This is a genomic window from Cytobacillus sp. BC1816 (assembly GCF_051353635.1).
Taxonomy (GTDB): Bacteria; Bacillota; Bacilli; order Bacillales; family Cytobacillaceae; genus Cytobacillus; species Cytobacillus oceanisediminis_C.
Map to the genome: position 1 here is coordinate 125,512 of NZ_CP195611.1, position 22,934 is coordinate 148,445.

General features: G+C 43.2%; 26 protein-coding genes and 1 other annotated feature. All 26 genes read left to right on the top strand.

Translation table 11 applies throughout. The annotated features are described in order from the left end of the window. The first annotated feature begins 2 nt into the window (after positions 1 to 2). Complete coding sequence (gene rplK / locus ACR42H_RS00650; RefSeq protein WP_009336545.1) at positions 3 to 428, top strand: 50S ribosomal protein L11; 426 nt, start codon at positions 3 to 5, stop codon at positions 426 to 428. A gap of 237 nt (positions 429 to 665) precedes the next feature. Beyond that, the gene (rplA, locus tag ACR42H_RS00655) at positions 666 to 1,409 is read left to right on the top strand and encodes a 50S ribosomal protein L1 (protein WP_319805559.1); all 744 of its coding nucleotides are present in this window, start codon (positions 666 to 668) and stop codon (positions 1,407 to 1,409) included. A gap of 50 nt (positions 1,410 to 1,459) precedes the next feature. Continuing rightward, positions 1,460 to 1,599 (top strand) — a sequence feature (ribosomal protein L10 leader region). 33 nt (positions 1,600 to 1,632) lie between these two features. Next, the gene (gene rplJ, locus ACR42H_RS00660) at positions 1,633 to 2,133 is read left to right on the top strand and encodes a 50S ribosomal protein L10 (RefSeq protein ID WP_009336549.1); all 501 of its coding nucleotides are present in this window, start codon (positions 1,633 to 1,635) and stop codon (positions 2,131 to 2,133) included. Positions 2,134 to 2,190: 57 nt separating this feature from the next. Beyond that, positions 2,191 to 2,556 (top strand): 50S ribosomal protein L7/L12, encoded by a 366-nt coding sequence (gene rplL, locus ACR42H_RS00665; protein WP_009336551.1) that lies wholly within the window; start codon positions 2,191 to 2,193, stop codon positions 2,554 to 2,556. A gap of 301 nt (positions 2,557 to 2,857) precedes the next feature. Beyond that, on the top strand, positions 2,858 to 3,460 hold the full coding sequence (locus ACR42H_RS00670; RefSeq protein WP_436374442.1) for a class I SAM-dependent methyltransferase: 603 nt from the start codon (positions 2,858 to 2,860) through the stop codon (positions 3,458 to 3,460). A 373-nt stretch (positions 3,461 to 3,833) separates the two neighbouring features. Next, positions 3,834 to 7,388, top strand: coding sequence for a DNA-directed RNA polymerase subunit beta (gene rpoB / locus ACR42H_RS00675; protein ID WP_113885247.1), 3,555 nt, complete (start codon positions 3,834 to 3,836; stop codon positions 7,386 to 7,388). 132 nt (positions 7,389 to 7,520) lie between these two features. After that, positions 7,521 to 11,120 carry a DNA-directed RNA polymerase subunit beta' gene (gene rpoC, locus ACR42H_RS00680; protein WP_113885246.1) on the top strand — a complete coding sequence of 1,200 codons (3,600 nt, stop codon included), beginning with the start codon at positions 7,521 to 7,523 and terminating at the stop codon, positions 11,118 to 11,120. Between the two features lie 155 nt (positions 11,121 to 11,275). Further along, on the top strand, positions 11,276 to 11,524 hold the full coding sequence (locus tag ACR42H_RS00685) for a 50S ribosomal protein L7ae-like protein (protein WP_113885245.1): 249 nt from the start codon (positions 11,276 to 11,278) through the stop codon (positions 11,522 to 11,524). 102 nt (positions 11,525 to 11,626) lie between these two features. Further along, positions 11,627 to 12,049 carry a 30S ribosomal protein S12 gene (gene rpsL / locus ACR42H_RS00690; RefSeq protein ID WP_009336562.1) on the top strand — a complete coding sequence of 141 codons (423 nt, stop codon included), beginning with the start codon at positions 11,627 to 11,629 and terminating at the stop codon, positions 12,047 to 12,049. A gap of 42 nt (positions 12,050 to 12,091) precedes the next feature. Continuing rightward, a complete protein-coding gene (rpsG, locus tag ACR42H_RS00695) occupies positions 12,092 to 12,562 on the top strand; it encodes a 30S ribosomal protein S7 (RefSeq protein WP_113885244.1) in 471 nt (156 codons plus the stop codon). 50 nt (positions 12,563 to 12,612) lie between these two features. Further along, positions 12,613 to 14,691, top strand: coding sequence for an elongation factor G (gene fusA, locus ACR42H_RS00700; RefSeq protein WP_113885243.1), 2,079 nt, complete (start codon positions 12,613 to 12,615; stop codon positions 14,689 to 14,691). Positions 14,692 to 14,810: 119 nt separating this feature from the next. Further along, entirely contained in the window at positions 14,811 to 15,998 is a 1,188-nt protein-coding gene (gene tuf, locus ACR42H_RS00705) for an elongation factor Tu (protein ID WP_113885242.1), read from the top strand. A gap of 560 nt (positions 15,999 to 16,558) precedes the next feature. After that, positions 16,559 to 16,867 (top strand): 30S ribosomal protein S10, encoded by a 309-nt coding sequence (rpsJ, locus tag ACR42H_RS00710; RefSeq protein ID WP_009336571.1) that lies wholly within the window; start codon positions 16,559 to 16,561, stop codon positions 16,865 to 16,867. A gap of 41 nt (positions 16,868 to 16,908) precedes the next feature. Next, on the top strand, positions 16,909 to 17,535 hold the full coding sequence (gene rplC / locus ACR42H_RS00715) for a 50S ribosomal protein L3 (RefSeq protein WP_436374448.1): 627 nt from the start codon (positions 16,909 to 16,911) through the stop codon (positions 17,533 to 17,535). 28 nt (positions 17,536 to 17,563) lie between these two features. Further along, positions 17,564 to 18,187: a 50S ribosomal protein L4 gene (gene rplD / locus ACR42H_RS00720; protein WP_113885241.1), complete on the top strand. Its 624-nt coding sequence runs from the start codon at positions 17,564 to 17,566 to the stop codon at positions 18,185 to 18,187. Further along, the gene (gene rplW, locus ACR42H_RS00725; RefSeq protein WP_061793795.1) at positions 18,187 to 18,471 is read left to right on the top strand and encodes a 50S ribosomal protein L23; all 285 of its coding nucleotides are present in this window, start codon (positions 18,187 to 18,189) and stop codon (positions 18,469 to 18,471) included. The genes rplD and rplW overlap by 1 nt, the downstream gene beginning before the upstream one ends. 32 nt (positions 18,472 to 18,503) lie before the next feature. Then, a complete protein-coding gene (gene rplB, locus ACR42H_RS00730) occupies positions 18,504 to 19,334 on the top strand; it encodes a 50S ribosomal protein L2 (protein ID WP_113885240.1) in 831 nt (276 codons plus the stop codon). Between the two features lie 60 nt (positions 19,335 to 19,394). Beyond that, positions 19,395 to 19,673, top strand: a complete 279-nt coding sequence (gene rpsS / locus ACR42H_RS00735) for a 30S ribosomal protein S19 (protein WP_009336580.1) — start codon at positions 19,395 to 19,397, stop codon at positions 19,671 to 19,673. An 18-nt stretch (positions 19,674 to 19,691) separates the two neighbouring features. Next, complete coding sequence (gene rplV / locus ACR42H_RS00740) at positions 19,692 to 20,033, top strand: 50S ribosomal protein L22 (protein WP_009336582.1); 342 nt, start codon at positions 19,692 to 19,694, stop codon at positions 20,031 to 20,033. Positions 20,034 to 20,036: 3 nt separating this feature from the next. Beyond that, positions 20,037 to 20,693, top strand: coding sequence for a 30S ribosomal protein S3 (gene rpsC, locus ACR42H_RS00745; protein WP_113885239.1), 657 nt, complete (start codon positions 20,037 to 20,039; stop codon positions 20,691 to 20,693). 1 nt (position 20,694) lies between these two features. Continuing rightward, complete coding sequence (rplP, locus tag ACR42H_RS00750) at positions 20,695 to 21,129, top strand: 50S ribosomal protein L16 (RefSeq protein ID WP_009336587.1); 435 nt, start codon at positions 20,695 to 20,697, stop codon at positions 21,127 to 21,129. Continuing rightward, on the top strand, positions 21,119 to 21,319 hold the full coding sequence (gene rpmC / locus ACR42H_RS00755) for a 50S ribosomal protein L29 (protein WP_009336588.1): 201 nt from the start codon (positions 21,119 to 21,121) through the stop codon (positions 21,317 to 21,319). Before rplP ends, rpmC begins: the two co-directional genes overlap by 11 nt. A 21-nt stretch (positions 21,320 to 21,340) precedes the next feature. Next, entirely contained in the window at positions 21,341 to 21,604 is a 264-nt protein-coding gene (gene rpsQ / locus ACR42H_RS00760; RefSeq protein WP_009336589.1) for a 30S ribosomal protein S17, read from the top strand. A gap of 40 nt (positions 21,605 to 21,644) precedes the next feature. After that, positions 21,645 to 22,013 (top strand): 50S ribosomal protein L14, encoded by a 369-nt coding sequence (gene rplN / locus ACR42H_RS00765; protein WP_009336590.1) that lies wholly within the window; start codon positions 21,645 to 21,647, stop codon positions 22,011 to 22,013. 37 nt (positions 22,014 to 22,050) lie between these two features. Then, the gene (gene rplX / locus ACR42H_RS00770; protein WP_009336591.1) at positions 22,051 to 22,362 is read left to right on the top strand and encodes a 50S ribosomal protein L24; all 312 of its coding nucleotides are present in this window, start codon (positions 22,051 to 22,053) and stop codon (positions 22,360 to 22,362) included. A 26-nt stretch (positions 22,363 to 22,388) separates the two neighbouring features. Then, entirely contained in the window at positions 22,389 to 22,928 is a 540-nt protein-coding gene (gene rplE, locus ACR42H_RS00775; protein WP_009336592.1) for a 50S ribosomal protein L5, read from the top strand. Positions 22,929 to 22,934: the final 6 nt, after the last annotated feature.

Consider the following 22,934-nt stretch of genomic DNA (forward strand, 5'->3'; position numbering starts at 1 on the left):
TCGTGGCTAAAAAAGTAATCAAACTTGTAAAGCTGCAAATCCCTGCAGGTAAAGCAAACCCTGCACCACCAGTAGGACCGGCACTAGGTCAAGCAGGTGTTAACATCATGGGATTCTGTAAGGAATTTAACGCTCGCACAGCTGAACAAGCTGGCTTAATCATTCCTGTTGAAATCACGGTTTTTGAAGACCGTTCATTTACATTTATTACGAAAACTCCTCCTGCTGCAGTTCTTCTTAAGAAGGCGGCTGGAATCGAGTCTGGTTCTGGTGAACCAAACCGTAATAAAGTAGCAACAGTCAAGCGTGACAAGGTACGCGAGATTGCTGAAACAAAGATGCCTGATCTAAACGCTGCAAGTGTAGAAGCTGCAATGCGTATGGTTGAAGGTACTGCACGCAGCATGGGTATCGTTATCGAAGACTAATCCATGCATGAAGCAGATTTAGGGATGAGGTTGCGACGCTGAATTTTGTTTCACTCGCAACCTTTGTTCTGTCTAGAGCAGGCGCCTTTGACCGAGGCGCCTCCGCTTTTACTGTCTAGCTGCGGCGCCTAGCCCCTCGAGATCATAAGCCAATCCTCCCGGAAAGGTAAAGAACACCTTTCGGTGAGGCTTGTCTTATGCTTGTCAGGGCTGACCGAGGCGCCTCCGCTTTTACTCGTGGGAGGTTATTCCGCTAAAACCACAATCAAGGAGGAAATAAAAATGGCTAAAAAAGGTAAGAAGTACGCAGAAGCTGCGAAGCTTGTTGATTCTTCAAAAGCTTACCCAATTGCTGAGGCGATTGAACTTGCGAAGAAAACTAATTTTGCGAAATTTGATGCAACTGTTGAGGTAGCATTCCGTCTTGGAGTTGACCCTAAGAAAGCTGACCAGCAAATCCGTGGAGCGGTTGTTCTTCCAAACGGAACTGGTAAAACTCAGCGCGTTCTTGTTTTCGCTAAGGGTGAAAAAGCGAAAGAAGCAGAAGCTGCTGGAGCAGATTTCGTAGGTGATTCTGAATACATCAACAAAATCAGCCAAGGCTGGTTCGACTTTGATGTAATCGTTGCTACACCTGACATGATGGGTGAAGTTGGTAAACTTGGCCGCGTATTAGGACCTAAAGGCTTAATGCCAAACCCTAAGACTGGCACAGTTACTTTTGACGTTCAAAAAGCAGTTAACGAAATCAAAGCAGGTAAAGTTGAATACCGTGTTGACAAAGCTGGTAACATCCACGTGCCAATCGGTAAAGTATCTTTCGAAGACGAAAAGCTTGTTGAAAACTTCAACACTATTTTCGATACAATGATGAAAGTGAAGCCTGCTGCTGCTAAAGGAACTTACATGAAGAACGTTTCTGTTACTTCTACTATGGGACCTGGCGTAAAAGTAGATCCTTCATCTGTTGCAGTAAAATAATAACAATTGACATTCTAAAATACATGCTGTAATATGTATTTTGTTGTTAAAATATAATAACATTTGTGCCGTAGACAGCAGGTGCCTAATTGCTTAATTTCCTGCCGAGGTATTACGATAGAATTGCTTTTTCTTGCTATTGTATACTTCCTCCATGTCTGCAAAGTCATGGAGGTTTTTTATTGGACGGTATGAATGTAGAAATTCTACAGGAGGTGTAAGGATGAGCAGCGTTATCGAACAAAAGAAACAAATCGTAGAAGAAATTGCTGATAAGCTTAAATCAAGTTTATCAACAGTTGTTGTTGACTACCGTGGTCTTACTGTTGCTGAAGTTACTGAACTTCGTAAACAGCTTCGTGAAGCTGGCGTAGAATTCAAAGTATACAAGAATTCAATGACTCGCCGTGCTGCTGAAGCTGCTGAACTTTCGGGTTTAAACGAAGCTTTAACTGGACCTAACGCAATCGCGTTCAGCACAGAAGATGTAGTTGCTCCAGCGAAAATCCTTAATGATTTCGCGAAAAAGCACGAAGCACTTGAAATTAAAGCAGGTGTAATCGAAGGAAACGTCGCTTCAGTAGAAGATATCAAAGCTCTTGCTGAACTACCATCACGCGAAGGCTTGCTTTCTATGCTACTCAGCGTACTTCAAGCACCTATCCGCAATCTTGCTCTTGCTGCAAAAGCTGTTGCAGATCAAAAAGAAGAACAAGGCGCGTAAGTTGATTTTAGCGTTAACCTAATAGATTCAAACCAAAAATAAGGAGGAAACATAATCATGACTAAAGAACAAATCATTGAAGCAGTTAAAAATATGACTGTTTTAGAACTTAACGACTTAGTAAAAGCTATCGAAGAAGAATTTGGTGTAACTGCTGCTGCTCCTGTAGCTGTAATGGGCGGAGCTGCTGGTGGAGACGCTGCTGCTGAGAAAACTGAATTTGACGTTGTTCTTGCTTCTGCAGGCGACCAAAAAATCAAAGTTATCAAAGTGGTACGTGAAATCACAGGTCTTGGACTTAAAGAAGCAAAAGAACTTGTTGACAACACTCCAAAAGCTCTTAAAGAAGGCGTTTCTAAAGAAGAAGCTGAAGAAGTTAAAGCTAAGCTTGAAGAAGTTGGAGCTGGCGTTGAAGTTAAGTAATAACATTTATGAAAAGTCCGCTGCTTAAGCGGGCTTTTTGTTTTGCTGTAAAATGCATAATTTTGTTCTGTGGGAACTGTCTACTAAACAAGGAACGGTTCGTCGGCTTTATCATCGCATGACTAAAAGCATAGCGTTTAGGAGGAGCCCCTGTCCCTTGAGGTGCCGGGGGAGGACAAGGCGCTTCCGCTTTTCGGCAACCTTTTTGCTTTTTGGTGGGCAATCCTATATAATTCCTTCGAAACCACTTAATTGTGATTCTCCTATTTTCTTCTTATATATTCTCCCTGGAGGTGATTTCATGTCTGAACACTACTATTCCCAAACGCAAAAAGTTGAAAGCAGCCCTAAAACCTGGAGTTATACTCTAAAGGAGTATCCATTCCGCTTTAAAACAGATAATGGTGTTTTTTCAAAGGGTGAAGTGGATTTTGGTTCAAGATTATTAATTGAGACTTTTGAAGAGCCGGAAGCAAAAGGCAACATTCTTGATGTCGGCTGCGGATACGGGCCCATCGGGCTGACTGCAGCAAAGCTGATGCCTGAACGGACAGTTCATATGGTTGATGTAAATGAGAGGGCACTTGGACTTGCGAAAGAAAATGCTGAATTGAACGGCATTAAAAATGTGCAAATCTATGAAAGTGACCGCCTTGAAAGTACAAAAGGCAATAAGTTTGCGGCCATTCTGACAAACCCGCCGATCCGCGCCGGGAAAAAGGTTGTTCATGATATTTTTGAACAAAGTTTTAACTCGCTGGTTTCTGGAGGTGAGCTATGGGTTGTTATCCAGAAGAAGCAGGGTGCACCATCGGCCATTGATAAACTGACAGAGTTATTCGGCGAAGTGGAGACGGCAGAAAAGAAAAAAGGCTATTTCATTTTAAGAGCAAAAAAAGATTGACTTGACTTTTTTGCTATGATAGTATTGTAAAATGCCAACATATTATATTTCTATTTATAACTAAATTTATCTAATAGTTGTATAAATTTGGTTTTAATGGGAAAGCTAACAAAATAATAGTCGTATTGTGAAAATGTGGTTTTTGAAGTGAAAACCCTTTTTCTTTTTGTCTTATAAGAATGGAGGTTTGGCTTGCGTCCCTGTACTTTTTTGGGAAAAGTCCGGCTTCTAAGCCAGTTCGCTGGCGGCTTTTTGCGCCATCGGTTCAGGGTCTTATGCTTGTTGCCGATAGGCAGGCGCTCTTTAGCTTTTCTTATAAGGTGATATAAATTGCTATTAGCAACAATAACGCTTGATTTGAGGGGTGAATCAGTTGACAGGTCAACTAGTTCAGTATGGACGACACCGCCAACGTAGAAGTTACGCACGAATCAGTGAAGTTTTAGAATTACCAAATCTAATCGAAATCCAAACCTCTTCTTATCAATGGTTTCTTGATGAGGGTTTACGAGAAATGTTCCATGATATTTCTCCGATTGAAGACTTTACTGGTAATTTGTCGCTTGAATTTATTGATTACAGCCTTGGCGAACCAAAATATTCCGTTGAGGAATCGAAAGAACGAGATGTTACATATTCTGCACCTTTACGTGTGAAAGTGCGTCTTGTAAACAAAGAAACAGGCGAAGTTAAAGACCAGGATGTCTTTATGGGTGACTTCCCGCTTATGACAGAGACAGGTACGTTCGTTATTAACGGAGCGGAACGTGTCATTGTATCCCAGTTAGTACGTTCACCGAGCGTATATTTCAGTGGAAAGCTTGATAAAAACGGGAAAAAAGGCTTTACAGCAACCGTAATCCCGAACCGCGGCGCTTGGCTTGAGTATGAAACAGATGCCAAGGACGTCGTATACGTCAGAATAGATCGTACTCGGAAACTGCCCGTTACGGTTCTTTTGCGTGCACTTGGGTTCGGCTCTGATCAAGAGATCATCGATTTGATTGGAGACAACGAGTACATTCGCAACACTCTTGAAAAAGATAATACTGAAAGTACAGACAAAGCGCTACTTGAAATTTATGAGCGTCTTCGTCCGGGCGAACCGCCAACGGTTGAAAATGCGAAAAGCTTGCTTGTCTCAAGATTTTTCGATCCAAAGCGCTATGACCTGGCGAATGTTGGACGCTATAAGATCAATAAGAAGCTTCATATTAAAAATCGCCTGTTCGGTCAAAAATTGGCTGAAACGCTTGTGGATCCAGAGACTGGGGAGATCATTGCGGAAAAAGGCGTTACGCTTGACCGCCGCACATTAGACAGAATTCTTCCTAACCTGGAGAAGGATATCGGCTTTAAAACCGTAAGCCTTTTAGGCGGAGTAGTAGATGATGAAGTATTGCTTCAGTCTATTAAGATTTATTCGCCTAATGAAGATGGCGAAAAAGTCATCAATGTAATCGGCAATGCCTACGTTGAAGAAGCAGTGAAAAACATTTCACCTTCTGACATCATTGCATCAATCAGTTATTTCTTTAACCTTCTGCATGCTGTAGGAGATACAGATGATATTGACCATCTTGGAAACAGGCGTCTGCGTTCAGTCGGAGAACTATTGCAGAACCAGTTCCGTATCGGTCTTTCCCGTATGGAGCGTGTGGTCCGCGAGAGAATGTCCATCCAGGATACAAATACTATTACACCTCAGCAGCTGATTAATATCCGTCCTGTTATTGCGTCAATTAAAGAGTTCTTTGGAAGCTCTCAGTTGTCCCAGTTCATGGACCAGACAAATCCGCTTGCTGAACTGACACATAAACGCCGTCTTTCTGCGTTAGGACCAGGCGGTCTGACACGTGAACGTGCAGGCTTCGAAGTACGTGACGTTCACTACTCTCACTATGGCCGTATGTGTCCGATTGAAACGCCGGAGGGACCAAACATCGGTTTGATTAACTCCTTATCTTCATTTGCGAAGGTAAACCGATTCGGATTTATTGAAACACCATATCGCCGAATTGACCCTGAAACCGGAAAAGTTACATCCCGCATCGACTATCTGACAGCTGATGAAGAGGATAACTATGTAGTGGCCCAGGCGAATGCACTTCTTGGTGACGATGGTTCATTCCTTGACGAAGAAGTAGTTGCCCGTTTCAAAGGTGAAAACACAGTTGTGAAACGCGACCGTGTTGACTACATGGATGTATCGCCTAAGCAGGTAGTTTCTGCTGCGACAGCATGTATTCCATTCCTGGAAAATGATGACTCCAACCGTGCCCTTATGGGAGCGAACATGCAGCGTCAGGCTGTGCCTTTGATGCAGCCGGAAGCGCCAAGAGTTGGTACTGGTATGGAATATGTATCAGGTAAAGACTCAGGTGCTGCAGTTATCTGTAAGCATGAGGGAATTGTTGAGCATGTAGAAGCGCGCGAAGTTTGGGTTCGCCGCATTCAAAATGTGGATGGCCAGGAAGTGAAAGGCGATCTTGATAAATACAGAATGCTTAAATTCATCCGTTCCAACCAGGGAACTTGCTACAACCAGCGCCCAATCGTTGCTGTAGGCAACCGTGTAACTAAAGGGGAAATCCTTGCTGACGGACCTTCCATGGAACTTGGTGAATTAGCGCTTGGACGCAACGTACTTGTCGCGTTCATGACATGGGATGGATATAACTACGAGGATGCGATCATTATGAGTGAGCGCCTTGTAAAAGATGATGTTTATACATCTATCCACATTGAAGAATATGAATCAGAATCACGCGATACAAAGCTTGGACCTGAAGAGATCACAAGAGATATCCCTAACGTTGGGGAAGATGCACTGCGCAATCTGGACGAACGCGGAATTATCCGCACAGGTGCGGAAGTAAAAGACGGCGACCTTCTTGTTGGTAAAGTAACTCCTAAAGGGGTAACTGAACTGACAGCTGAAGAAAGGCTATTGCACGCTATCTTTGGTGAAAAAGCACGTGAAGTCCGTGATACTTCCCTTCGCGTCCCACACGGCGGAGGCGGTATCGTACTCGATGTTAAAGTGTTTAACAGGGAAGATGGAGATGAACTTCCTCCAGGTGTTAACCAGCTTGTGCGTGTATATATCGTTCAGAAGCGTAAAATCTCTGAAGGTGACAAGATGGCCGGGCGCCACGGTAACAAAGGTGTTATCTCCCGTATTTTACCGGAAGAAGACATGCCTTACCTGCCGGATGGCACTCCAGTAGACATCATGTTAAACCCTCTTGGGGTTCCATCGCGTATGAACATCGGACAGGTGCTTGAGCTTCACCTTGGTATGGCTGCCAGAGCACTAGGCATTCACGTAGCATCTCCTGTATTCGATGGTGCACGCGAGGAAGATGTGTGGGCAACGATCGAAGAAGCAGGGATGGCACGTGATGCAAAGACTGTCCTTTATGATGGACGTTCAGGCGAGCCGTTTGACAACCGTGTATCAGTAGGGGTCATGTATATGATCAAACTGGCGCACATGGTAGATGACAAGCTCCATGCCCGTTCAACAGGACCTTACTCTCTTGTTACGCAGCAGCCATTGGGCGGTAAAGCTCAGTTCGGCGGACAGCGTTTCGGTGAGATGGAGGTTTGGGCACTTGAAGCATATGGTGCTGCCTATACACTTCAGGAAATCTTAACGGTTAAGTCCGATGACGTCGTTGGACGTGTTAAGACTTATGAATCAATCGTCAAAGGCGAAAATGTTCCTGAACCTGGCGTACCGGAGTCATTCAAGGTACTAATCAAAGAACTTCAAAGTTTAGGTATGGATGTTAAGATCCTTTCTGGCGATGAAAAAGAAATTGAAATGCGCGACATGGAAGATGAAGATGATGTTCAGCAGGCTGAATCATTAACAATCGCTCCGGAAACGCAAAACGAAGAGCAGGTAGTTACGAAAGAATAATTTAATATAAAATTCCTAAATCCCTGGGCGCTCCGCCTTAAATGGCGGAGGCTGCTGGGGATATTATTGGCACATTCGCTGCTGTTTGAGCAATAAGGGTAAAACCCGGAGATCAAAAGGGAGGTAGGCCCCTTGCTAGATGTAAATAATTTTGAGTATATGAAAATAGGTCTTGCTTCACCGGATAAGATACGCTCTTGGTCACATGGTGAGGTTAAGAAGCCTGAAACGATCAACTATCGTACATTAAAACCCGAAAAAGACGGTTTATTCTGCGAACGCATTTTCGGACCGACGAAAGACTGGGAATGTCACTGCGGAAAGTATAAGCGTGTTCGATACAAAGGCGTTGTCTGTGATCGATGCGGCGTTGAAGTAACACGTGCAAAAGTGCGCCGTGAAAGAATGGGCCACATTGAACTTGCAGCCCCTGTATCCCACATTTGGTACTTCAAAGGCATCCCAAGCCGTATGGGTCTTGTGCTGGACATGTCTCCGCGTGCACTTGAGGAAGTTATTTACTTCGCTTCTTATGTTGTAACGGATCCTGGCGATACGGCTCTTGAAAAGAAGCAGCTGCTTTCCGAAAAAGAATACCGTGCATACCGTGAAAAGTACGGAAACAAGTTCCAGGCATCCATGGGTGCTGAATCCATTAAGAAACTTCTTTCTGACATAGACCTCAACAAAGAAGTAGATACCCTTAAAGAGGAACTGAAAACTGCCCAGGGCCAGCGACGCACTCGTGCTATTAAGCGCCTGGAAGTTCTTGAAGCTTTCCGCGGCTCTGGAAATGAGCCATCCTGGATGATTCTTGACGTTCTTCCGGTTATTCCTCCGGAGCTTCGTCCGATGGTACAGCTGGATGGCGGACGTTTTGCCACTTCCGACTTAAATGATCTGTACCGCCGTGTAATCAACCGCAACAACCGCCTAAAGCGTTTATTGGACCTTGGTGCTCCAAGCATTATTGTTCAAAACGAAAAGCGCATGCTTCAGGAAGCAGTAGATGCGCTAATCGATAACGGCCGCCGCGGAAGACCGGTAACAGGACCAGGAAACCGTCCGTTAAAATCCCTGTCGCATATGCTTAAAGGGAAGCAGGGACGTTTCCGCCAGAACTTGCTTGGTAAGCGTGTTGACTATTCAGGACGTTCGGTTATCGTCGTAGGACCAAACTTAAAAATGTACCAGTGCGGACTTCCGAAAGAAATGGCATTGGAATTATTCAAGCCATTCGTTATGAAGGAATTGGTGGAAAAAGGCTTAGCCCACAACATCAAGTCTGCAAAACGCAAGATCGAAAGAGTGCAGCCGGAAGTTTGGGATGTTCTTGAAAGTGTCATTAAAGAGCACCCTGTATTGCTTAACCGTGCCCCAACTCTTCACAGACTCGGCATCCAGGCATTTGAACCGACATTGGTGGAAGGACGCGCTATTCGTCTTCACCCGCTTGTGTGTACTGCATACAACGCAGACTTTGACGGTGACCAAATGGCTGTTCACGTGCCGCTTTCAGCAGAAGCGCAGGCAGAAGCCCGCTTGCTGATGCTTGCAGCACAGAACATCCTGAACCCGAAAGACGGTAAGCCAGTTGTTACCCCTTCACAGGACATGGTTTTAGGTAACTACTACCTGACACTTGAAAGAGCCGGCGCTGTCGGAGAAGGCATGATCTTCAATGATACAAGCGAAGCACTGCTTGCCTATCAGAATGGCTATGTTCATTTGCATACAAGAGTAGCTGTCCATGCTGGATCCTTGAATAACCAGACATTCACTGAAGAACAAAATAAAAAGCTTTTATTAACTACGGTTGGTAAGCTTGTTTTCAACGAGATTCTGCCTGAGACATTCCCATATATCAACGAGCCTACAAAAGAAAACCTTGAGATTGAAACTCCTGAGAAATACTTTGTAGAGCCTGCTACTGATGTAGCTGCTGTTATCAAGGAAATGCCTCTAATAGATCCGTTTAAGAAAAAGATCCTTGGAAACATCATTGCGGAAGTCTTCAAACGCTTCAAAATCACTGAAACGTCTAAAATGCTTGACCGCATGAAAAACCTTGGATTCAGATACTCCACAAAAGCCGGCATCACGGTTGGTGTAGCTGACATCGTGGTATTGGGCGAGAAGCAGGAAATTATCCACGAAGCACAAAGCAAGGTTGATAATGTCATGAAACAGTTCAGACGCGGTCTTATTACCGAAGATGAGCGTTATGATCGTGTCATTTCAATCTGGAGTGCGGCGAAGGATAATATCCAGGCAAAATTGATGAAGTCATTGGATAAATCCAACCCAATCTTCATGATGAGTGACTCCGGTGCCCGTGGTAACGCATCCAACTTCACTCAGTTAGCTGGTATGCGCGGACTCATGGCCAACCCGGCTGGACGTATCATTGAATTACCGATTAAATCAAGTTTCCGTGAAGGCTTAACAGTACTCGAGTACTTTATTTCTACACACGGTGCCCGTAAAGGTCTTGCTGATACAGCCCTTAAAACAGCTGACTCAGGTTACCTGACTCGCCGCCTTGTTGACGTAGCGCAGGATGTCATCGTTCGTGATGATGATTGTGGAACTGACCGCGGCTTGCTGATCGCATCTCTTAAAGATGGTACTGAAGTCATTGAAGCGCTTGAAGAGCGTCTGATAGGCCGTTATGCAAGAAGAAATATCAGGCATCCTGAGACAGATGAAGTGATTGTAGCTGAAAACGGATTGATCACTGAAGATATTGCAGTTGAAATTGTTTCAGCCGGCATCGAAAAAGTATGGATCCGTTCCGCGTTCACATGTAACACACGTCATGGGGTTTGTAAGAAGTGCTACGGCCGCAACCTGGCAACCGGACAAGAGGTTGAAGTTGGTGAAGCAGTAGGTATCATCGCTGCCCAATCCATCGGTGAACCAGGTACGCAGTTAACAATGCGTACGTTCCATACCGGTGGGGTAGCAGGAGACGATATCACTCAAGGTTTACCGCGTATCCAGGAAATCTTCGAAGCGCGTAACCCTAAAGGTCAGGCAGTCATTTCTGAAATTGATGGTGTGGTAGTTGGCATCAATGAAGGCCGTGACCGTCAGCATGAGATTGTTGTTCAGGGTGAAGTGGAGTCCAAGACGTATACAGCACCTTATACAGCCCGCTTAAAAGTAGCTGTAAATGATGAAGTAGTCCGTGGGCAGGAATTGACTGAAGGTTCTATTGACCCTAAAGAATTAATTAAAGTAAAAGATGTAACAGCTGTTCAAGAATACTTGCTGCGTGAAGTTCAGAAGGTATACCGCATGCAGGGTGTTGAAATTGGCGATAAGCACATCGAGGTAATGGTACGCCAGATGCTTCGCAAAGTGCGTGTAATTGATGCGGCAGAAACAGATGTACTGCCAGGTACTCTGCTTGATATCCATCAATTTACAGACGCCAACGAAAAAGCCCTTCTTGCTGGCAAAATGCCTGCAACAGGACGTCCGGTTCTGCTTGGTATCACAAAAGCATCTCTTGAAACAGATTCATTCTTATCTGCAGCATCCTTCCAGGAGACGACAAGAGTTCTTACCGATGCAGCGATTAAAGGCAAGCGCGATGAGCTTCTTGGCCTGAAAGAGAATGTAATTATTGGTAAGCTTGTTCCTGCCGGAACAGGCATGCAGCGCTACAGAAGAGCAGAGCCTTATACAAACGAGGAAACTGCTGAAGATACTGTTACTGTAGAATAATTTAATAATTGCGGTGCTTGCTTATTACCAGCAAGTACCGCATTTTAAAGTAAATAAATGAAATAAAAATCATTTTGCTTGTTGACATCGAAAAATGAAGATGGTACTATAGCAAAGGTGCTCCTATTCACCGGATACTTTGGAGGATGTCGTAAATGTCTTATGATAAAGTATTGCAGGCAAAAAGTTTTATTGTAGGAACAAAGCAAACGGTCAAAGCTCTCAAACTGGGAACAATCGATGAAGTCGTAGTCGCCAGTGATGCTGATCCTAGGGTTACAGCTAAAGTGGTTAGTACAGCGAATGAGATGGACGTTCCGATTGTGTATGTTGATTCGATGAAAAAGCTCGGTAAAGCATGCGGAATCGAAGTTGGGGCAGCAGCTGTTGCCATATCTTTTTAAAAACTGTTTTTGTAGATTGCTATCTGCAAGAACTTTGTTTTTGCATCAAAATGAACCACCTGGATGTGTGGGCTTAAACAAATTCGAAGGGAGGAAAAACAAATGCCTACTATTAATCAATTAGTGCGCAAGCCGCGTCAAACTAAATCTGAGAAGTCTAATTCACCTGCGCTAAACAAAGGTTACAACAGCTTTAAGAAAGCACAAACTAATGTAGCTTCACCTCAAAAGCGTGGTGTATGTACTCGTGTTGGTACAATGACTCCTAAGAAACCGAACTCAGCATTGCGTAAGTATGCACGTGTTCGTTTAACAAATGGTATCGAGGTTAATGCTTACATTCCTGGTATCGGACACAACTTGCAAGAGCACAGTGTAGTGTTAATCCGTGGAGGTCGTGTAAAAGACTTACCGGGTGTACGTTACCACATCGTGCGCGGCGCTTTAGATACTGCTGGTGTTAACAACCGTATGCAAGGCCGTTCTAAGTACGGTGCTAAGCGTCCAAAAGCAGCAAAAAAATAATTCTATTAAATAGATAAACATTTTTGAAAGGAGGAAAAATCCATGCCACGTAAAGGTCCTGTAGCAAAAAGAGACGTATTGCCTGATCCGATTTATAACTCAAAGCTTGTTAGCCGCCTCATTAATAAAATGATGGTTGACGGTAAAAGAGGTAAATCACAAGCAATTCTTTATTCTGCATTCGACATCATTAGCGAACGTACTGGCAAAGAGCCAATGGAAGTATTCGATCAAGCGCTTAAAAACATCATGCCTGTACTTGAAGTAAAAGCACGCCGTGTAGGTGGAGCAAACTACCAAGTACCAGTTGAGGTGCGTCCAGATCGCCGTACTACACTAGGTCTTCGCTGGTTAGTGAACTATTCTCGTCTTCGCGGTGAGAAAACAATGGAAGAGCGTTTAGCTAACGAAATTCTTGATGCAGCTAACAACACTGGTGCATCAGTGAAGAAACGTGAAGATACACACAAAATGGCAGAAGCAAACAAAGCGTTTGCTCACTACCGCTGGTAAGATTTCAGCTTAACTAAAATAACACTCATACTAGGAAGGAGAAAGACCCAATGGCAAGAGAGTTCTCCTTAGAAAATACTCGCAATATCGGCATCATGGCCCACATTGATGCCGGTAAAACAACTACCACTGAACGTGTTCTTTACTACACTGGTCGTATTCATAAGATTGGTGAAACTCACGAAGGTGCATCTCAGATGGACTGGATGGAGCAAGAGCAGGAGCGTGGCATCACAATCACTTCTGCAGCGACAACTGCACAGTGGAAAGGCCACCGCGTAAACATTATCGATACACCTGGACACGTAGACTTCACAGTAGAGGTTGAACGTTCATTACGTGTACTTGATGGTGCGGTAGCTGTACTTGATGCTCAATCTGGTGTTGAGCCGCAAACTGAAACAGTTTGGCGTCAGGCAACAACTTACGGAGTACCGCGTGTGGTATTCGTAAATAAAATGGATAAACTTGGTGCAGATTTCTTGTACTCATTGAAGACACTTCATGATCGTTTACAAGCAAATGCAGCAGCAATCCAATTGCCAATCGGGGCTGAAGATCAGTTTGAAGGCATCATTGACCTTATTGAAATGAAAGCTACGTTCTACGGTAATGACTTAGGTACTGATATCGAAGATCGTGAAATTCCAGAGGAATACAAGGATCAAGCTGAAGAGTACCGTGAAAAGCTAATTGAAGCGGTAGCAGAACTTGATGAAGAATTAATGGAAAAGTATCTTGGCGGTGAAGAAATCACTAACGATGAGCTAAAAGCGGCTATTCGTAAAGGTACTGTTAATGTTGAATTCTACCCTGTAATCTGTGGATCTGCTTTCAAAAATAAAGGTGTTCAAAAAATGCTTGATGCAGTAATTGATTACCTTCCATCTCCATTAGATGTGCCAGCTATTAAAGGTACACTTCCGGATACAGATGAAGAGGTTACTCGTCCATCAAGCGATGACGCGCCATTCTCTGCTTTAGCATTTAAAGTTATGACCGACCCTTATGTTGGTAAACTTACATTCTTCCGTGTATACTCTGGTACTTTGAGCTCAGGTTCATATGTGCAAAATTCTACTAAAGGAAAGCGCGAACGTGTAGGACGTATCCTGCAAATGCACGCTAATTCCCGTGAAGAGATTTCACAAGTGCATGCTGGAGATATCGCTGCAGCTGTAGGGCTGAAAGACACTACAACTGGTGACACTCTATGTGATGAAAAGAATCTTGTAATTCTTGAGTCAATGGAATTCCCGGAGCCAGTTATCCAATTATCTATTGAGCCTAAGTCTAAGGCTGACCAAGATAAGATGACAACTGCTCTTCAAAAACTTCAAGAAGAAGATCCAACATTCCGCGCGCATACTGATCAGGAAACTGGACAGGTTATTATCGCGGGTATGGGTGAACTTCACCTTGATATCCTAGTTGACCGTATGAGACGTGAATTTAAAGTGGAAGCTAACGTTGGTGCACCTCAGGTTGCATATCGTGAAACATTCCGCGGTTCAGCACAAGTTGAAGGTAAATTCGCTCGTCAATCCGGTGGACGCGGACAATTCGGTCATGTTTGGATTGAGTTCTCTCCTAACGAAGAAGGAAAAGGATTCGAATTTGAAAACGGCATTGTTGGTGGTGTGGTTCCGCGTGAATACATTCCTGCTGTACAAGCCGGTCTTGAAGATTCACTTGATCGTGGTGTACTTGCTGGGTATCCATTAGTGGATATTAAAGCAAGATTGTTTGATGGATCTTACCATGATGTCGATTCATCTGAAATGGCGTTTAAAATCGCTGCATCTATGGCGCTTAAAAATGCTGCATCAAAATGTAACCCGGTTATTCTAGAACCAATTATGAGAATAGAAGTAATTATTCCAGAAGAATACCTGGGAGATATAATGGGTAATGTTACTTCTCGTCGTGGTCGTGTAGAAGGTATGGAAGCACGCGGTAATGCGCAAGTTGTTCGTGCGATGGTTCCGCTTTCTGAAATGTTTGGCTATGCAACGTCACTGCGTTCTAGCACACAGGGTCGTGGAGTGTTCTCTATGCACTTTGATCATTATGAAGAAGTACCTAAATCAATTTCTGAAGAAATCATCAAAAAAAATAAAGGTGAATAATTGATTTTACCTTTTTAATAAAGTATAACTACTATTGTAGGCAAATAGCGCTGTGGGAAGGGAAACCTCTCCACAGCAAAAATTACTTAACTTTTATAATCTGAAGGAGGATTTTTCAAATGGCAAAAGCTAAATTCGACCGTTCAAAACCCCATGTTAACATCGGTACAATCGGACACGTTGACCATGGTAAAACTACTTTAACTGCAGCTATCACAACTGTTCTTTCTAAAAAAGGCGGCGGTGAAGCACGCGGATACGATCAAATCGACGCGGCTCCAGAAGAGCGCGAGCGTGGAATCACAATCTCAACTGCACACGTTGAGTACGAAACTGAAAACCGTCACTATGCACACGTTGACTGCCCAGGTCACGCTGACTATGTTAAAAACATGATCACTGGTGCTGCTCAAATGGACGGCGGTATCCTAGTAGTATCTGCTGCTGACGGCCCAATGCCACAAACTCGTGAGCACATCCTTCTTTCTCGTCAGGTTGGTGTACCTTTCCTTGTTGTATTCATGAACAAGTGTGACATGGTTGACGATGAAGAACTACTTGAATTAGTAGAAATGGAAGTTCGTGACCTTCTTTCTGAGTACGAATTCCCTGGTGATGATATCCCTGTAATCAAAGGTTCTGCTCTTAAAGCTCTTGAAGGAGATGCTGAGTGGGAAGCTAAAATCGAAGAGCTTATGGCTGCAGTTGATGAGTACATCCCAACTCCAACTCGTGACACTGATAAGCCTTTCATGATGCCTGTTGAGGATGTATTCTCAATCACTGGCCGTGGTACTGTTGCTACAGGACGTGTTGAGCGTGGACAAGTTAAAGTCGGTGACGTTATTGAAATCATCGGTCTTGCTGAAGAGCCAAAATCAACTACTGTAACAGGTGTAGAAATGTTCCGTAAGCTTCTTGACTATGCTGAAGCTGGTGACAACATCGGTGCCCTTCTTCGTGGTGTAGCACGTGAAGATATCCAACGTGGACAAGTACTTGCTAAGCCAGGTTCTATCACTCCACACACTAAGTTCAAAGCTGAAGTATACGTTCTTTCAAAAGAAGAAGGTGGACGTCACACTCCATTCTTCACAAACTACCGTCCTCAGTTCTACTTCCGTACAACTGATGTAACTGGTATCTGTAATCTTCCTGAAGGCGTAGAAATGGTTATGCCTGGAGATAACATCGAAATGACTGTAGAACTAATTGCTCCAATCGCTATCGAAGAAGGTACTAAGTTCTCTATCCGTGAGGGTGGACGTACTGTAGGCGCTGGCGTAGTTGCTACAATCCAAGAGTAATTGCAATAGATAAAAACAGATGGGTGACGACCCATCTGTTTTTTTGTTTTTTTATAAGATTTCACACTTGGAAAACTTGTCTCTATATATTTACTTACATCTAAATATCTTAATAACCAAAAGTTTCTTCATAAGTAAATCACGGGACTTATACTAAGGAGTGGAAACAAATTTAACGAATCACTTCATTCTCTGCTGCTGGACCAATCATGATCATGGAAAGCATCTAATATAAATTACTTTCTTCTATAGTATAATCACTTCTTTAAACAACCCGGCTGAGGTCATCCTGAATTACCTAAATCAAATATTTAGACTTCTTCGCATACTATTGAAAACTTCATACTCAGCAGTTATAATAGTAAAAGTGTGCGAAACATAAAGAAATAACATATACATGTTGCATTTCATTTATTGTTTCTGTATAATAGACAATGTTGGTCTTTGACTGCGATGATGTGAAAGGTTGCTGACACACCCGGCCGCTTTGCCATGGCGAGTGTGTGGGAAATTTTCACGGAGAATGTCTATATTAAAATAGGCGAAAAGGAGGGAAAATAATGGCAAAACAAAAAATTCGTATTCGTTTAAAAGCGTATGATCACAGAATTCTTGATCAATCAGCAGAAAAGATTGTTGAGACTGCAAAACGTTCTGGTGCGGCTGTTTCAGGTCCGATTCCATTACCAACTGAAAAGTCTATTTACACAATCCTTCGTGCGGTTCACAAGTACAAAGACTCTCGTGAACAGTTCGAAATGCGTACGCATAAGCGTCTAATCGACATCGTTAACCCAACACCGCAAACGGTTGATTCTCTAATGCGTTTAGACTTACCGTCTGGTGTAGATATCGAAATCAAACTTTAATCAATAAATAAATTATAAGAAACTTAGGAGGTGTGACTGAAATGACCAAAGGAATCTTAGGAAGAAAGATTGGTATGACTCAAGTATTTGCTGAAAACGGTGATCTTATCCCGGTAACAGTTGTTGAGGCAGCTCCAAACGTTGTTCTTCAAATGAAGTCAGTTGAAACTGATGGATATGAAGCAATCCAGCTTGGATTTGAAGATAAGCGTGAAAAGCTATCCAACAAACCTGAAAAAGGGCATGTTGCTAAAGCAAACACTGCTCCTAAGCGCTTCGTACGCGAATTCCGCGGAGCTGATTTAGGACAATATGAAGTTGGTCAAGAAGTCAAAGTTGATATATTCGCAGAAGGCGAAACTGTTGATGTAACAGGAATCTCAAAGGGTAAAGGTTTCCAGGGTGCCATCAAGCGCCACGGACAATCTCGCGGGCCTATGGCTCACGGTTCTCGTTACCACCGTCGCCCTGGTTCAATGGGTCCTGTAGCTCCAAACCGTGTATTCAAAGGTAAATTATTACCTGGACGTATGGGCGGAGAGCAAATCACTGTACAAAACCTTGAAATCGTTAAAGTTGATACTGAGCGCAACTTACTATTGATCAAAGGTAACGTACCTGGTGCTAGAAAAGCATTAGTAAAAATCAAAAGTGCGGTAAAAGCATAATAATTAAACCGGAAAGGAGGAAAACAGAATGCCGAAAGTAGCATTGTTTAACCAAAGCGGATCAAAAGTTGGTGATATCGAACTTAATGATGTGATCTTTGGTATCGAGCCTAACCAGCACGTATTATTCGAAGCCGTTGTTATGCAAAGAGCTTCTTTACGTCAAGGGACTCATAAAACTAAAATTCGTTCTGAAGTAGCGGGCGGAGGACGCAAGCCATGGCGCCAAAAAGGCACAGGCCGTGCACGTCAAGGTTCAATCCGTTCACCACAATGGCGCGGAGGCGGTACTGTATTTGGTCCTGTACCACGCAGCTACAGCTACAAACTACCTAAAAAGGTTCGCCGTCTGGCAATTAAATCTGCGTTATCTTCTAAAGTGTTAGAAGAAAACATCCTAGTATTAGAAGGCCTTGCTTTCGAAACTCCTAAAACAAAAGACTTCAAAGGATTATTAACTGGTCTTTCTGTTGATTCAAAAGCACTTATCGTAACTGCTGACCTAGATGAAAACGTGGCATTATCTGCTCGAAACATCCCTGGTGTAACAGTTGTGTCTGCTTCTGGAATCACTGTTTTAGATGTTTTAAACCATGATAAGCTTATCATGACGAAAGCAGCGGTTGAAAAAGTAGAGGAGGTGCTTGCATAATGGATGCACGCGAAATCATTAAGCGCCCCGTAATCACTGAACGTTCTACTGATATTATGGCTGATAAAAAATATACGTTCGAAGTTGACGTACGAGCTAACAAAACTCAAGTTAAGGACGCTGTAGAGGAAATCTTTGGCGTTAAAGTTGAGAAAGTCAACATCATGAACTACAAAGGTAAGTTCAAGCGTATGGGTAAATTTGGCGGTTACACTAACAAACGCCGTAAAGCGATCGTTAAATTAACAGCTGAAAGCCAAGAAATCGAGCTATTTGAAGCTTAAAATTACTATAACTAGAAGAGGAGGGAAACGAAATGGCGATTAAAAAGTATAAACCTACCTCTAATGGTCGTCGCGGCATGACGGTATCTGATTTCGCAGAAATCACGACTAACCAACCAGAAAAGTCTTTACTTGCTCCTGTTAAGAGAAAAGGCGGCCGTAACAACCAAGGTAAGTTGACAGTTCGTCATCAAGGCGGCGGTCATAAACGTCAATATCGTATCATTGATTTCAAACGTAACAAAGATGGCATTCCAGGACGCGTTGCCACAATCGAGTATGATCCAAACCGATCTGCAAATATTGCACTAATTAACTATGTGGATGGAGAAAAGCGTTACATCCTTGCACCTAAGAATTTACAAGTGGGCATGGAAGTTATGTCTGGTCCTGAAGCAGATATCAAAGTGGGTAATGCACTTCCACTAGTTAATATTCCAGTGGGTACTGTAATCCACAACATCGAATTAAAACCTGGTAAAGGCGGACAGTTAGTACGTTCTGCTGGTACTTCTGCACAAGTTCTTGGTAAAGAAGGCAAGTACGTATTAGTTCGTTTAAACTCTGGTGAAGTTCGCATGATTCTTGCTGAGTGCCGTGCAACTGTAGGTCAGGTTGGCAACGAGCAGCACGAACTTATCAACATTGGTAAAGCAGGTCGTTCACGCTGGTTAGGCAAGCGCCCAACTGTACGTGGATCTGTAATGAACCCTAACGATCACCCGCACGGTGGTGGTGAAGGACGCGCGCCAATCGGACGTAAGTCTCCAATGACTCCGTGGGGCAAACCAACACTTGGTTACAAGACACGCAAGAAAAACAACAAATCAGACAAATTTATTGTACGTCGTCGTAAAAAATAACGGGATTGTACTACGGTTCCAATTAAGAACCGTAGAGCAATCACGAAGGGAGGTTCAATCATGGGTCGCAGCTTAAAAAAAGGACCTTTTGTTGATGAACATTTAATGACAAAGATCGAAAAGCTTAACGAAACAGAAAGCAAGCAAGTTACTAAAACTTGGTCTCGCCGTTCTACGATCTTCCCACAATTCATCGGACACACAATCGCAGTTTATGATGGTCGTAAACATGTGCCTGTATACATCACTGAAGACATGGTAGGCCACAAGCTTGGAGAATTCGCTCCAACTCGTGCGTACAAAGGCCATGGCAATGATGATAAGAAAACAAGACGTTAATGAGAGGAGGGCATTCTAATGCAAGCTAAAGCTGTTGCAAGAACAGTTCGTATTGCTCCTCGTAAAGCTCGTTTAGTCGTAGATTTAATTCGAGGTAAGCAAGTAGGCGAAGCAGTAGCGATTTTAAACCTTACACCTAAAGCTGCTTCTCCAATCGTAGAGAAAGTTTTAAAATCTGCACTAGCTAACGCTGAGCACAACTACGAAATGGACGTTAACAATCTAGTAGTTGCTCAAGCATTCGTAGACGAAGGACCAACTTTAAAACGTTTCCGTCCTCGCGCTATGGGCCGTGCAAGCCAAATCAACAAGCGCACTAGCCATATTACTATCGTTTTATCAGAAAAGAAGGAGGGATAATCAGTGGGTCAAAAAGTAAATCCAGTCGGTTTGCGTGTCGGTGTCATCCGTGATTGGGAGTCAAAATGGTACGCAGGCAAAGACTATGCTGATCTTTTACACGAAGACCTTAAGGTTCGTGAGTACATCTCAAAGCGTTTAAGCGATGCTTCTGTTTCTAAAGTAGAAATCGAACGTGCTGCTAATCGCCTGAACATCACTATCCACACTGCGAAGCCAGGAATGGTTATCGGTAAAGGTGGTACTGAGGTTGAAGCACTTCGTAAGTCACTTAACTCATTAACTGGCAAGCGTGTTCATATCAACATTCTTGAAATTAAAAGAGCAGACATTGATGCGAAATTGGTTGCGGAAAACATTGCTCGTCAATTAGAAAACCGCGTATCTTTCCGTCGTGCTCAAAAACAAACAATTCAACGTGCAATGCGCGCTGGCGCTAAGGGTATCAAAACAATGGTATCTGGTCGTTTAGGCGGTGCTGATATCGCTCGTTCAGAATCATACAGCGAAGGAACAGTTCCACTTCATACTCTTCGTGCTGATATCGATTATGCTACAGCTGAAGCTGATACAACTTACGGTAAATTGGGCGTAAAAGTATGGATCTATCGTGGAGAGGTCCTTCCTACTAAGAAGAAAACTGGGGAAGGAGGCAAATAATATGTTATTGCCAAAGCGCGTTAAATATCGTCGTGTACACCGCGGAAAAATGCGTGGTCAATCAAAAGGCGGAACTGAAGTAAACTTCGGTGAATATGGTCTTCAGGCTCTTGAAGCTTCTTGGATCACTAACCGTCAAATTGAATCTGCACGTATTGCAATGACTCGTTACATGAAACGTGGCGGTAAGGTTTGGATTCAAATTTTCCCGCATAAGCCTTACACTGCAAAGCCTCTAGAAGTCCGCATGGGTTCCGGTAAAGGTGCTCCAGAAGGATGGGTTGCAGTTGTTAAGCCTGGAAAAGTAATGTTCGAAATCGCTGGTGTATCTGAAGAGATCGCTCGTGAAGCATTACGTCTTGCATCACACAAACTTCCAGTTAAGTGCAAGTTTGTAAAACGAGAAGAAATTGGTGGTGAATCAAATGAAAGCTAATGAAATTCGTGACCTTACCACTGCCGAAATTGAACAAAAAGTAAAATCATTAAAAGAAGAGCTTTTCAACCTTCGCTTTCAATTGGCGACTGGACAACTTGAAAACACAGCTCGCATTCGTGAAGTACGCAAAGCGATTGCCCGCATGAAAACTGTTATTCGTGAAAGAGAAATCGGCTTTAGCAAGTGATATTGAGAGGAGGTTCGCACAATGAGTGAACGCAACCAACGCAAAGTTTACACTGGACGCGTCGTTTCTGACAAAATGGATAAGACAGTAACGGTTCTTGTCGAAACTTACAAAAAGCATCCACTTTACGGTAAACGCGTTAAGTACTCTAAAAAGTTCAAAGCTCATGATGAGCAAAACCAAGCAAAAACTGGCGATATCGTTCGTATTATGGAAACTCGTCCACTATCTGCGACTAAACGCTTCCGTCTTGTAGAAGTAGTTGAAAAAGCAGTTATTATCTAATTGTTCGGAATAAGGTTTATCCCGAAGGGAGGTTACACACATGATTCAACAAGAATCACGTTTAAAGGTTGCTGACAACTCTGGTGCTCGTGAAGTACTTACAATTAAAGTTCTTGGTGGCTCTGGCCGCAAGACTGCTAACATCGGTGATGTTATCGTTTGTACAGTGAAACAAGCAACACCAGGTGGCGTTGTTAAAAAAGGTGATGTTGTTAAAGCGGTAGTTGTTCGTACTAAGAGCGGTGTACGCCGTAATGACGGTACTTACATTCGTTTCGATGAAAACGCATGTGTAATTATTCGTGATGACAAAGGACCACGCGGAACTCGTATCTTCGGACCAGTTGCCCGTGAACTACGTGAAAACAACTTCATGAAAATTGTATCTTTAGCTCCAGAAGTATTATAAATAACAAATTAAATTGCCTTTAAGGAGGTGCGCACAGATGCATGTGAAAAAAGGTGACAAAGTTATGGTCATCTCTGGTAAGGATAAAGGCAAAACGGGCGTTATTCTTGCAGCGTTCCCTAAACAAAGCCGAGTGCTTGTTGAAGGAGTTAACATTGTAAAGAAACACTCTAAGCCTTCTCAGATGAACCCGCAGGGCGGAATCATCAGCCAAGAGGCACCTGTTCATGTATCAAACGTTATGCCTGTCGATCCTAAATCTGGTGAACCAACTCGTGTAGGCTATAAAACGGTTGATGGCAAAAAAGTACGTGTTGCAAAAAAATCCGGTGAAGTTCTAGATAAATAGTTTAAAGAAGAAGGGAGGTACAATGGATGAACCGCCTAAAAGAAAAGCATTCAAAAGAAATTACTCCTGCTCTAATGAGCAAGTTTAACTATAAATCAGTTATGCAAGCACCTAAGCTTGAAAAAATCGTTATCAATATGGGTGTTGGTGACGCTGTTCAAAACGCTAAAGCACTAGATAAAGCTGTTGAGGAATTAACATTGATCACTGGTCAAAAGCCGGTTATCACTCGCGCTAAGAAATCTATCGCTGGCTTCCGTCTTCGTGAAGGTATGCCAATCGGTGCGAAAGTTACTCTTCGTGGAGAGCGCATGTATGAGTTCTTTGATAAGTTAGTATCTGTATCTCTTCCACGTGTACGTGACTTCCGAGGTATCTCTAAGAAGTCATTTGACGGCCGTGGTAACTATACTCTAGGTGTCAAAGAACAGTTGATCTTCCCTGAGATTGATTACGATAAAGTAAGCAAAGTTCGTGGTATGGATATCGTTATCGTAACTACAGCTAACACTGATGAAGAAGCTCGTGAACTTTTAACTCAATTTGGAATGCCATTCCAAAAGTAATCTCTA